This window comes from Schwartzia sp. (in: firmicutes), assembly GCF_978017985.1.
This window is the reverse complement of the sequence record NZ_CDXDFU010000166.1, coordinates 1-12,294: the sequence shown is the minus strand read 5'-3', so window position 1 is coordinate 12,294 and position 12,294 is coordinate 1. Positions and strand designations below refer to the sequence as shown.

The following is a 12,294-nucleotide window of genomic DNA, read 5'->3' as shown; positions in this document are numbered from 1 at the left end:
CCTAATCTGTAAACGTTTCCGTGACGGTCAAGTATCCGCTTCATGCAGTCGGAGGCACCTTTCAGGATTTCATCTCCGGCTTCATGGCCCAGTCCGTCGTTTATACGTTTCAGGTCATTTAGGTCCATGGCGACGACTATGATGTCGCCGGTGGACCTTTTTTTCTCCAATTTATTCAGGTCCTCATTAAAGCTGAGGCGGTTAAAAAGCCCCGTAAGGCTGTCGTGGTGCGCGATGTACTCTATTCTCTTGCGGGTCCTGCGCATAATGAAGCTGTAAGCCGTAAGCACACTGAAGATTGCGATAATGCAGCCTGAAACGGTCATGACTGTGGTAATGTGACGCAAAAGATAATCCTTAAAGGTAAGGACGTTCATCTGACTGGTGTATGAACTGGTGGCTGTTAAAACAAACTCGCTGGGGATAACGGTGATTCCGCGGTTCAGAATCGACAAAAGCTCCGTATTTCCGTGTCTTACTGCAAAACTGCGGTGGGCGCGTGCTTTCAGCGGCATTGCCTTCAGTTCCTGATATGAGGAACGGAGAAGATAGGCATCTTTTCTGAATACGTTCAGAATACAGCCGTCTACCTTCTGCGCCGCTACAGCATCAAGCATATCCGTTATCTTGTCGTAGTATACAGCCTCTGCGTCGGGAAAGTTGTTTCTGATGTAAATATCGGCTATGGAATTTCCTCTTTTTGCAGCGATATAACGGCCCTTTGCAGGGGAAAATTCACCGTAGTAGATTAAATACATGGGCGTGGAAATGATTTCATTAGTGAGATAAATGTTGTTTTTTTCGGCGAGGGCAACATCGTTGTTGATAGGAAATGCCACATCGATTGCTCCCAGCCGGAGGTCGGAAAGCAGATTGCTGTAAGAAGCATAGGGTACATACGTCAAATTGACCTTATCCTGTATTTTAAGCTCCTGCAGCATTTCATTGATAATATCCGTCATACAGCCTGTGGGTTTTCCGTTCTTATCGGTATCGCACAGAGGAAGATAATCGTCCAGATAGCCTATGGTGATATTCGGATGGTCGGTGAGCCATTTGAGCTCATCAGGAGAAAGATTGGCACTGACTGATAAATTGGAAAAGTAATTGTTGGCAAGTGTCTTTGTGAAATAAGGCGTGGTGGATGTCAGTTTATCAAGGGCAGTATTTAACTCTTCCAATAAATCAGGTCTGTTTTTGTTTACGGCGAGATAATACTCCGACTGGCCGATTCGGGCAATCGGAATCATACGGCTTTCAGATGGAATGGCGTTATCCGTGTCTACGGTGGCGTCAACTTTTTTTGCGTTAAAATCTTCGTAGCGGGCAGTGGTGCCGCTGTAGGTTACGATGTTAATCTGACGGTTTCCGGACTTGTTCCAGTCAATAAGAAGACCTTCCATGATGCTGTCTTTATTCACGCTTACAGTACACCCTGCAATTGAGGAAATCCCCTGGGAGCTTAAGGGATGGTCCACGTTGGCGTAGATGTAATAGTTTTCCGCACCCATGGAATAATCCGGGAACAAAACCTTATCAAGACGTTCAGGGGTCTTCGATACCCCTGCCATGACATCAATCTCGCCGGAATAGAGCATTTGCAGTATATCAGACCAGCCGCCGTATACATACTCATAGTTCCAGTTGGTGTAATAGGAAACTCTCTGAAGGTAATCGTATGCCAAACCTGATTTGACTGCGGTGTCGCTCATTCCTTCGGAAAAATTGATGCTGTGAAAATAACCCACACGGACCTTTTTTTCTTTGTATATGTTATTGATCTGAGCCGAATCAGACGCGTTTTCCGATGGGACTGATGCGGCAATGGGGCAGTGAATCAGTGAAACCGCAAAGAAAACACAAAAAATAACACGCCTCCAAAAACGGAAGCTGCCGCGTGAAGAAACATATTTTTGTATTGCAGATAAAACCAGGGATTTCATAGCGCAGTACCTCTTTGCGGTTATATTTGAATTTATCATGAAAAGTATATCACACTATGACAGATATGGCTGATGATTTTCTTTGCGGATAAAGCTGTTATTGTGCCGACGAAGGTGCGTATTTCAGCGGCGCAGCCGTGGCACCATGGCTGCGATTAAAACATCTGCTCCCAGCAGGGCGGCCAGCACCAGAAAAGCTCCACCAAAGCCGAACTGCTCGTGCAGAAAGCCGAAGGAGGCGGAGATGACAGTGGCACCTATGCCTGTGGCTGCGGTGATGGCGGCGGTAACGGTGGCAGTGCGTCCTCCTGCAAAATCTGCTACATATGTCAGCACATTGGGGTAGACGGCGCCGCAGAAGAAGCCAAAGACAAAAACGGCAGCAAAGATAAGGATTTCCTGAGTCAAAAAGGTCAGCAGCGCCAGCATCACTGCCGCCCCCAGGGGCGCGATGTATATGAGGCTGCTGCGGTGTTCGGCAAAGATGCCGCAGAGGAAGCGGGAAGGAATCATGGCCAGCCAGAACAGGGAAAGAGCCAGATATCCACGGGGGGAACCAAGGGTGTCTGCCATGAAGCTGTTCAGGAAGAAGCAGAAGCCGTTTTCCACGCCCACGTAGATGAACATAATGGCACACAGGAAGGCTGCGCCCTTGATATAAATACCGCCTTCTGCATTGACAAGCTCCTCAGGGTTCACATCTTCGCGGGGCGCAAAATCCGTTCTTGACAGACAGATGGTCAAAATCAGAAAGATAAGGGCGCTCAGCACGAAGAAGGAGCGCCAGCCCCAGGGAGTTGCAAGGGAGAGTCCCACTATCAGCGGAGCAATGACGGCGCCAAGGGCAAACATAGCAGTGATGTATCCCATCCGCTTGTTGCGTGTTTGCGGATATGTGTCCTGCATTCCCGCAATGGCCACGTACTGCACAATACTGCAGGCAAAGCCCAGAACGAAAATTCCTGCTGCAAAAATCATGGAGCCGGAGGCAAAAAGGATAATGACCGCTGATAATGCCCGGCAGGCGGTGAAGATTACCAGCATAATTTTTTTGCCGATTTTATCTGCCAGCGCTCCCAAAAGCAGGGGCGCAATCATGGTGGCGAAAAGCTGGACAGCTGCCAGCATTCCCTGCTGGCCGATGGACAGGTCATATTCCTGTCCCACATAAAGAAGGCAGGCCTGATAGCCTCCTGTCTCAAAACCGTTCATAAAGATGGATAACAGGAACAGCATGGATAAATCATTTTTGGCCCAGTAAGATGTTTTTTCCATGATGCCACCTCCGGCAGCAAAATTCTTAGCCAAAGCTGAACGGGGTATCTTTAATTCAAACCCCTAAACTGTTGTACAGATGTTCATCAATGACTCGAATGTACTTCTTCAGTACGGGACTGTATCCCAGCTTGTCATCAAAGAATCTCCTGCCGTATTCACTCACAAAGGCCACCTCTGCGGCGCACGGAATCATGGAATTGCCTTCTGCATGGCAGTAATTGTGGTTGACATCCCAATCAAGCCAGGTCTCTTTGATTATCGTACTAAAATTTTAAGATTATATAACTCGTCAAAATATGCTCACCATTTCTGTAAGCGGGGGTTGGGGCAAATAACAGGCGGTGAGCATATCTCCAGCTTCGTTGCGACGCGAAGCTGATGTCCTCGGGTAAAACGCTGACAGAGGAAGTTTTGCCTTTGGCAAAACCTGAACGAATGCGTTATAAACGGATTCGTTTTAAGAAGATTATAGCATAACATGACAGTCTTTACCGACACTTTTGGTTGCAGGGAACTATACAGTTGATAGAATATATTTGAGTCGGCGCAGAGGAATTATGGAAAGCAATGATTTATTGGCGACTCTACCGTTCGTAGGTACACGAATTGTCATGTTTGGGCTATCATGAGAGCAGGAGGTGAGAGGCTATGAATCAATATGTTACGGGTGAACTCATTAAACGGCTTCGTGAGAAAAATCATTACACGCAGGCGGAATTGGCGGAGCGTATCAATGTATCGGATAAGGCGGTCTCAAAATGGGAAACAGGAAGGGGATATCCGGATATCACCCTGTTGGAGCCTTTGGCTGCGGCTTTGCGGGTATCGGTGGCGGAGCTTCTTTCGGGCGCTGCCGTAACAAATCATAATGCCGCGGGAAACATGACGAAGTCTGTGTTTTATGTGTGTCCGGTCTGCGGCAATATTCTGTACGGCATGGGTGAGGCTTCTGTTTCCTGCCACGGCGTACAGCTTATGCCGTCTGTTGCGGAGATATCCGATGGAAGCCACGAATGTACGGCTGAACGGGTGGAGGACGAATACTTTGTTCAGATTCATCATGAAATGACCAAGCAGCACTATATTTCCTTTATTGCCGCTGTTTATACAGACAGGATTCAGCTCGTAAAGCTCTACCCGGAAGGAAACGCCCAGGCGCGGTTCACAGCAGGTGGGGTAAAGGAATTATATTATTATTGCAATCGTGACGGATTGTTTAAGGTGCGTATGGATAAAAAATAAGAGTTTTTTATCGCAGCTTCATATAAATGTGTCTCTTGAAAATATATTTATGCTAAGCAGGAAAATTTTCATGCAGGGCGAATATAATATATACTGAGTATTTCCGTAGGAGCATAAAGAACGATACAGAGGCATGGAACGTGTGATGAACATGGAGGTGCGATATGGAGTTTGGACTGACGGAGAAGCTTCGAAAGAAGATAAAGATAGATACCTTGCCGGAGGCTGCGGAGCAGGAGCCCGCGTTTTGCTGGGAGGTTAATTTTGATATTGCATTCCGCAAGTTGATTCTTTTCATCGTGAATGCAAGCAGCCGCTTTGCGGTCATCGCCTATGGAATCACACCGGGAGAGCTGAAGAAGGATCTGCCTGGCATAGCCGAGGGGCTTATCCGTCAGGCTATGCGGGACTGTATAGGGCTTTCGGAGCCGGCGCTCGACGCGTATTTTGCGGCGGCTGGCGAGGCAAGGCTCACGAAGACTCACGGCAAGAAGCCGGTGGGAAATATGATGCGGTTGATGATGGATGCGCCCTGCTGGCGTGCACCTGTCTATACGGATATTATGTATCAGGACGAGCTGACAGATATCGCAAACCATGAAATTTTCAAAGACGGTCCGAGAGATGGGGATTACCGTGTTGTCATGGAAAAGGCTGTCGATGACTTGATGCGGCTTGGAATCATTTCCCCGGAAAAGGGAAATATGCCCAGGGGCGCGGGATATGAGGAGCTTAAAAAGGCAGTGGTTGAGCTTCAGCTGGGAGACGGCCCGAAAGCTGAAAAGGCGGATGTTCTTATGTCTGCCGTAAATGAGTCCGGATGGAAGCATATTATATCCAAAGAAGAAACGGAATGCCTTTTGAAAAGACTGAACGCGCTGAGAAGTGAATAGATTACATAAAAAATATCGCCCTGCAGGGAATCAATCTCTGCAGGGCGTTTTGTATCTGGTATTCAGCTCAAAAGCAGGCTGTCGCTGGTGAGCTCGCTGCCTGCTGCCTTTTCGAACATGGCGAGAAGGTCGGGGACTGTGAGGTTTTTCTTTTCCTCGCCCTTTACGTCAATGAGGATTTTGCCGTCATACATCATTATGAGGCGGTTTCCGCAGCGCAGTGCGTCACGCATATTATGTGTAATCATGAGGGTTGTGAGGTGGCGTTCGCCTACGATTTCCGTGGTGATGCCGAGGACCTTTTCCGCTGTCTTCGGGTCAAGGGCTGCCGTATGCTCGTCGAGAAGCAGGAGCTTTGGGTTGGCCATTGTTGCCATGAGCAGAGTGAGAGCCTGCCTCTGCCCGCCCGAAAGAAGTCCGACCTTTGATTCCAGACGGTCTTCAAGGCCAAGCTTCAGCGGAGCGAGAAGCTCGCGGAATTTCGCACGGTTGCTTTCAGGCGCGCTCCAGCGGAGGGTGGGTGTTCTGCCGCGGCGGGAAGCAATAGCGAGATTTTCTTCAATCATCATTCCTGCAGCAGTGCCCATCATGGGGTCCTGAAATACGCGGCCGATGTATTTTGCGCGGCGGTGCTCAGGCCATGAGGTTATATTCTCTCCGTCTATGGAGATTGTTCCGCGGTCGACGGAGAATGTGCCGGCTATTGAGTTCATGAGGGTGGACTTTCCAGCACCGTTTCCGCCGATGACCGTGACGAAATCGCCGTCGTCGAGGTGAAGAGACACGTCGACAAGCGCGACTTTTTCGGTGATTGTACCGGGGTTAAAGGTTTTTGCGATGTGTACTATGTCGAGCATTACTTCATGGCCTCCTTCCGCTGTTTTGCTTTATATTTTGCCTGCAGAAGAGGCAGACCGAGAGCGATGGCGACGAGGATAGCCGTAAAGAGTTTGAGATCGTTTGGCGGCATTCCGAGTTCAAGCACCAGTGCGATAACGATACGGTAGACAACCGAACCGAGCACTACGGAAATGAGGCAGCGCCAGAAGCTCTTTGTTCCGAAAAGAACCTCACCGATAATGACCGAGGCGAGACCTATAACGATAGTACCGACGCCCATGCCCACATCAGCGAAGCCGTTGCTCTGGGCGATAAGCGCGCCGCAGATGGCAACAAAGGCGTTGGAGATAAGGAGCCCGAGGATAATGGTGATATCCGTGTTGACTCCGTTTGCGCGTATCATGTGCTGATTAAAGCCTGTAGCTCGGATGGCAGCGCCGATTTCCGTGCCAAAGAACCAGTAGCAGAGAAGGCAGAGGAAAAGCGTTGCCAATGAGCCCACAATGAGGACTACAAGCTGACGGTCTCCCGACAAGAACGCGAACTTTGTGAAAATCGTATCTACCTGCAGCAGGGAGAGGTTTGCCTTGCCCATGACGTGCAGGTTGACAGAGTAGAGCGCAATCATAGTGAGGATGCCGGCGAGGAGCGCAGGTATTTTCAGCTTTGTTGTAAGCAGGCCTGTGACCACGCCCGCAAGCATGCCCGCGACTGCAGCGGCAAATATTGCGGTGAACGGCTCTGCGCCTTTGACAAGACACGCCGATGCGACTGCCGCTCCGAGCGGGAAGCTGCCTTCAACGGTGAGGTCGGCGATATCAAGCACGCGGAACGTGAGATATACGCCCAGCGCAAGTATTGACCATAACAGGCCTTGTGACAGAGTAGGTATTATCAAATCCAAGATTGCATTTCCCCTAAAGAGTTTTCTAAAAAGACCGCCTTCCCACATGATGAGGGAAGGCGGATACTGTTTTGCGGTAAATCAGAAGGTTTCCGCGCCTTTGAGGACGTCCTCGGGAATCTTGACTCCGAGACGTTCTGCATCGGCTTTGTTGACGAATACCTTGAGGTCTTTCGCAAGCTGAATCGGCATTGTTGCCGGTTTGCCTTTTCCTTCGAGGATATCGGCTGCCATGTCGCCTGTCTGCAGACCGAGTTTGTAATAGTCGATACCGTATGTGATGAGACCGCCTGCCTTGACCATGTTAGGCTCGCCGCAGATGATACCCTTCTTTGCAGGGTCAGTTACAGCTACAAGTGTCGGCATAGCAGAAGCGATGATGTTATCCGTCGGTTCATAGAATACATCAACCTTGCCTACGAGGCTCTGTGCAGCCTGCTGAATGTCGTTGACTGTGGAAATTGTTGCTGTCTCGACCTTGAGTCCCTTGGATTCGGCGTATTCCTTCATTGCCTTTACCTGAACCTCGGAGTTTACCTCGCTGGAGCAGTAAACAACACCGACTGTCTTTGCGTTCGGGAAAAGTTTGATGAGAAGGTCGACCTGTTCCTTTATCGGGTTCATGTCGCTTGTGCCTGTGACGTTACCCTTCGGAGCATCGTTGGAAGCAGCGAGCTTGGCTCCGACATAGTCGGTGATGGCTGTTCCGACGATAGGAATATCCTTTGTGAGGTTTGCGACAGTCTGTGCGGCCGGTGTAGCGATTGCGCAGATGAGGTCAACCTTGTTGATTACAAAACGCTGGCCGATGTTCTGCAGATTAGACTGGTCTGCCTGAGCATTCTGACGGTCGATTGTTACGTTTTTGCCTTCTTCGAAGCCGCGTTTCTTGAGGCCTTCTACGAAGCCTTTGTTTGCAGCATCGAGAGCGTTGTGCTCAACGAGCTGGACGATACCGATTTTGTACTCTTTTTTCTCCGCGGACTGCTTGTTGGACGACGATCCACCGCCGCACCCTGCAATTAGGCCTGCCGCAAGAACGGCTGTGAGACCCATTGCAATTCTTTTCAGTTTCTTCCCCATGAACATAAAAGTTCCACCCCTTAGTACAAATGTTTATTTTTGTGTAACATAGACCTATTATACATTGTAAACTTGTAATAGTCTATACAAAATCCGCAATAGGTGGACATTCTTTTGCAAAAATTTGTGCATTTTTTCAGAAAATAGAAGGTATTTTGCTTCAAATGGCGAATTTAGTTAGACGTGTTCACAATTTTAGGGGGCGGGATATTTGTTTGCGAGAACCTGTGGTGCTACGACGCTTGGAGTAAACGGCGTACTTATTGATGTGGAGGTTGATGTTTCTGCGGGGTTTCCACAGTTTGATGTTGTTGGGCTGCTGGATACAGCAGTCAAGGAATCAAAGGAACGCGTACGGACGGCTATAAAAAATTCGGGAATACAGATGCGGGCGGAGAAGGTGACTATAAGTCTCGCCCCGGCGGATATCAGAAAGGACAGCTCGGGACTTGATCTGCCTATTGCGGTGGGGCTGCTGGCGGCCCACGGAATCGTGCCGACGGAACGGACGAAGGGCTGTCTTTTTGCGGCGGAGCTTTCTTTGGAGGGAGAGCTTCGGTCAATTCACGGAATTTTGCCAATGGCTATCCATGCGAGAGAGAACGGGCTTGATACGATTTTTGTTTCTCCCGCAAACGCGGAGGAGGCCCTGCTCGTGGATGGGCTGAAGGTCTACGCTCCGGCAAATCTTGCAGAGCTTGTTAATTTTCTGACGGGCCGCGGAGAGTGCGAGCCTGCCGTTCCAAGGGCGGAGTCCGTTTCGGACTCCGGAAGAGGGACAGAGGATTTTTCAGATGTGCAGGGACAGTTCGTTGCGAAGCGAGCTCTTGAGATTGCGGCTGCGGGCGGACATAATGTGCTGATGGTGGGAGCTCCGGGAGCCGGAAAAACCATGCTGGCGAGAAGACTTCCTTCTATACTTCCTGCAATGACAAAGCAGGAGGCTTTGGAGGTCACGAAAATATATAGTATCGCGGGGCTTTTGCGAAATAACGGAGGGCTTATAACCGAGCGTCCTTTCAGAAGCCCGCATCATACGACTTCGTCGGCTGCCATTATCGGAGGAGGCAGTGTACCGCGTCCGGGAGAGGTCACGCTCAGCCATAATGGGGTACTTTTTCTGGATGAGCTTCCCGAATTCGGCAAATCGGTGCTGGAGGTTCTCCGTCAGCCGCTGGAGGACGGAATTGTTACGGTGGCCCGCGTGAATGCGACGCTTACCTTTCCGTCAAGAATGATACTTGTGGCTGCAATGAATCCGTGCCCGTGCGGCTGGGCCGGGGACAAAGACCGTGCTTGCGAGTGCAGTCCGAATGAAATAAAACGCTACACAAGGAAGATATCAGGTCCGCTCCTTGACCGTATAGATATTCATATCCGTGTACCCCGTGTCGAGTATAAGGACCTTACGTCAGTGAAGAAAGCTGAGAGCTCGGAAGCAATACGCAAACGTGTGACGGCAGCAAGGGATATTCAGCTTGAGAGATTGGCTCCGTACAATGCGTTCTGCAACGCGCAGATGAATCATGCGACGCTGCAGAAAACATGTCCTCTTTCCGATGGAGCACAGAAGCTTTTGGAGCAGGTTTTTTCAAAGATGAAGCTGTCGGCACGTTCATATGACCGCATTATAAAGGTGGGGCGTACGATTGCCGACCTTGACCGCTCGGATATCATTGAGGACAGACATATCGCCGAGGCCGTGCAGCTTAGAAATGACCTCGGACTTGGAATAGATTCGTAAGGGGACAATTATATATGGAAGATAAAATGAAGGATTTGATAGGAAGGGCTCTCCTTGCCGTAAACAGGAGAGGCGGGAGGGAGAGCTTCCTGTCAGACGGAATGGCGGCCCCCGTCGTTGCGCTGGTGGACGATATTCTTCGTGAAGCGATGGAAAGACGTGCCAGTGATATCCATATAGAGCCGAACGGAAACGGTCTCCGGGTGCGGTTTCGTGTGGATGGCGTGCTTGAGACGGCACCTGCGGAGATTCCTCACGAGCTTTCGGACATGCTTCTGTCCCGTATAAAGGTTATGGCAAAGCTGAAAACCACGGAGCATTACATTCCCCAGGACGGACGGTTTACATGGAATGGTTCGGGGACTGAGGTTGATGTACGTGTATCGACAATGCCGGTCATTAAGGGCGAAAGCATAGTCCTCCGTCTTCTGACGGGAGCGCGGGAGTTCCGCACAATAGAGGAGCTTGGCTTTCTTCCGGAAAATGAAAGGCAGTTTCGTGAGTGGTGCGGGGTTCCTTACGGACTTTTGATACTGTGCGGCCCTGTCAACAGCGGAAAGACAACCACTCTTTATGCGGCGCTTCATGCGCTCAATACGGAGAGCAGAAATATCGTTACCATTGAAGATCCTGTTGAATGCCGGATACAGGGAATCAATCAGATGCAGATAAATTCAAGAACGGAGCTGACCTTTGCGAAGGGGCTGCGTGCGCTTTTAAGGCAGGACCCCGACGTCTGCATGGTAGGAGAAATCCGTGACGAGGAAACGGCAGAAGCGGCAGTACGCGCGGCTCTCGGCGGACGTCTTCTTTTCACGACACTTCATACTGACAGCGCTGTGGGAGCGGTTTTCCGCCTGCTCGATATGGGTATTCCTTCATATCTTTTGGCGGCGGCGCTTCTGGGAATTGTCGCGCAGAGACTGGTTCGCAGATTATGTCCGGAATGCAGGGAGCCCTTTGAGGTGATGGAAGGAACACGTGAGGCGGCACTTCTTGGAGGAGCTTTTCATCAGGGTGTCAGACTCTGGCGGGCAAAGGGCTGCGAGGCCTGCCGTCATACAGGCTATCAGGGACGTATTGCAGTGCATGAGCTTTTGCGCATTACTCCGGCAGTAAGACAAGCTGTGGTTGACCGAGCAGACCGCGGGGTGCTGAAAAAGCTGGCGGAGGAAGAGGGGCTTGTGTCACTGTTTTCTGACGCAGTACAGAAGGCGCTGGCCGGTGAGACTTCGATGGACGAGATTGGACGTGTGATACATGGGGGATTTTAACAGGGAAGCATGGAATGAACTTTGCAGGGAGGCAGAGAGGACAGAAGCATCAGATATTCATGTGACGGCAGGACAGCCGTCATTTTTGCGTGTGAACGGGGTACTGCGGCGGTGCGGGGGGCCTGTCCCTGAGGATTCATTTCTGCGCGGGCTTTTGGCGGAAATGGTATCCGAAGAGCAGATGAAGCGGTTTCTTGAGGAAAAGGAGCTTGATTTTGCGTGGTCCTTCGGTAAAAGAAGATTTCGTGTTAATGCCTTTTATCAGAGAGGAAGCCTGGCATTTGCGTGCCGCCTTATTCCCAAAATCATTCCGACACTTGAGGAAATAGGGGCGCCGACAGTGTTTCAGAAGCTTCTCTCAAAGAAGAACGGCCTTATTCTGGTGTGCGGTCCGACAGGTTCCGGAAAGACAACGACTCTTGCTTCGTTTATCAATACGATTAACCATACACGGGCAGAGCACATTTTGACGTTGGAGGACCCTGTTGAATTTATCCACGTTTCGGATAAAAGTCTTGTGCAGCAGAGAGCTTACGGAGAGGATTTCTTTTCCTTTGCGGGCGCGCTGAAAAGTTCGCTTCGGGAAAATCCGGATATATTACTTGTGGGGGAGCTGCGTGACGCGAATGCGGCAGCCGCGGCGCTCCATGCGGCGGAAACGGGCGTTTTGGTACTGGCGAGCCTGCACACTCATACGGCTGCAGAAGCTGTGCTGCGTCTTGTCAGCTTTTTCCCTGCGGAGCAGCAGGAGGAAATAAGAATGCAGCTGTCTATGGTGCTGGAGGCTGTTATCACCCAGCAGCTTGTACCTTCGAAGGGCGGCGGCCGGGCAGCGGCATCGGAGGTGCTTACGGCAACTTCCGCGGTGCGGAGTTTGATACGAAGCGGAAAAGTTCAGCAGTTTGCCTCCGTGATGATGGCAGGGGCTGAGTTCGGAATGCAGACTATGGAACAGGCAATGGACGCTCTTTCACGACAGGGGAAAATTGCAATAAAAACATTTTGATGAGGGAATGAATATTTTTTGGAATTTATATATGAAGCAAAAACAGAAGAAAACGGTTTTTTGTCTGGGAGTCTGACCGCTGAATCT

The 12,294-nt window shown here is 50.3% G+C and carries 10 protein-coding genes; 5 read left to right on the top strand and 5 right to left on the bottom strand.

The window, feature by feature from the left end; translation table 11 throughout:
* On the bottom strand, positions 1–1,943 hold a 1,943-nt coding region (locus ACY69O_RS07480; protein WP_462332845.1), incomplete at its 3' end, for a transporter substrate-binding domain-containing diguanylate cyclase.
* A gap of 123 nt (positions 1,944–2,066) precedes the next feature.
* The gene (locus ACY69O_RS07475) at positions 2,067–3,218 is read right to left on the bottom strand and encodes an MFS transporter (protein ID WP_462332844.1); all 1,152 of its coding nucleotides are present in this window, start codon (positions 3,216–3,218) and stop codon (positions 2,067–2,069) included.
* A 651-nt stretch (positions 3,219–3,869) separates the two neighbouring features.
* Here ACY69O_RS07475 and ACY69O_RS07470 point away from each other — a divergent pair.
* Positions 3,870–4,463, top strand: coding sequence for a helix-turn-helix domain-containing protein (locus ACY69O_RS07470; protein ID WP_462332843.1), 594 nt, complete (start codon positions 3,870–3,872; stop codon positions 4,461–4,463).
* 164 nt (positions 4,464–4,627) lie between these two features.
* A complete protein-coding gene (locus ACY69O_RS07465) occupies positions 4,628–5,356 on the top strand; it encodes a DUF6933 domain-containing protein (RefSeq protein WP_462332842.1) in 729 nt (242 codons plus the stop codon).
* 62 nt (positions 5,357–5,418) lie between these two features.
* On the opposite strand, the gene ACY69O_RS07460 is transcribed toward ACY69O_RS07465, so the two are convergent.
* From ACY69O_RS07460 to ACY69O_RS07450, 3 genes are all read right to left on the bottom strand, one after another.
* Entirely contained in the window at positions 5,419–6,213 is a 795-nt protein-coding gene (locus ACY69O_RS07460; RefSeq protein WP_462332841.1) for an ABC transporter ATP-binding protein, read from the bottom strand.
* On the bottom strand, positions 6,213–7,100 hold the full coding sequence (locus ACY69O_RS07455; RefSeq protein ID WP_462332840.1) for an ABC transporter permease: 888 nt from the start codon (positions 7,098–7,100) through the stop codon (positions 6,213–6,215). Before ACY69O_RS07455 ends, ACY69O_RS07460 begins: the two co-directional genes overlap by 1 nt.
* Positions 7,101–7,181: 81 nt before the next feature.
* A complete protein-coding gene (locus ACY69O_RS07450) occupies positions 7,182–8,189 on the bottom strand; it encodes an ABC transporter substrate binding protein (RefSeq protein WP_462332839.1) in 1,008 nt (335 codons plus the stop codon).
* Positions 8,190–8,394: 205 nt separating this feature from the next.
* On the opposite strand from ACY69O_RS07450, the gene ACY69O_RS07445 reads away from it, so the two are divergent.
* The 3 genes from ACY69O_RS07445 to ACY69O_RS07435 are packed head-to-tail and all read left to right on the top strand — an operon-like array spanning position 8,395 to position 12,207.
* Positions 8,395–9,927: a YifB family Mg chelatase-like AAA ATPase gene (locus tag ACY69O_RS07445; RefSeq protein WP_462332838.1), complete on the top strand. Its 1,533-nt coding sequence runs from the start codon at positions 8,395–8,397 to the stop codon at positions 9,925–9,927.
* A gap of 14 nt (positions 9,928–9,941) precedes the next feature.
* Complete coding sequence (locus ACY69O_RS07440) at positions 9,942–11,201, top strand: GspE/PulE family protein (RefSeq protein ID WP_462332837.1); 1,260 nt, start codon at positions 9,942–9,944, stop codon at positions 11,199–11,201.
* The gene (locus ACY69O_RS07435) at positions 11,188–12,207 is read left to right on the top strand and encodes a type IV pilus twitching motility protein PilT (protein ID WP_462332836.1); all 1,020 of its coding nucleotides are present in this window, start codon (positions 11,188–11,190) and stop codon (positions 12,205–12,207) included. Before ACY69O_RS07440 ends, ACY69O_RS07435 begins: the two co-directional genes overlap by 14 nt.
* Positions 12,208–12,294 lie beyond the last annotated feature (87 nt).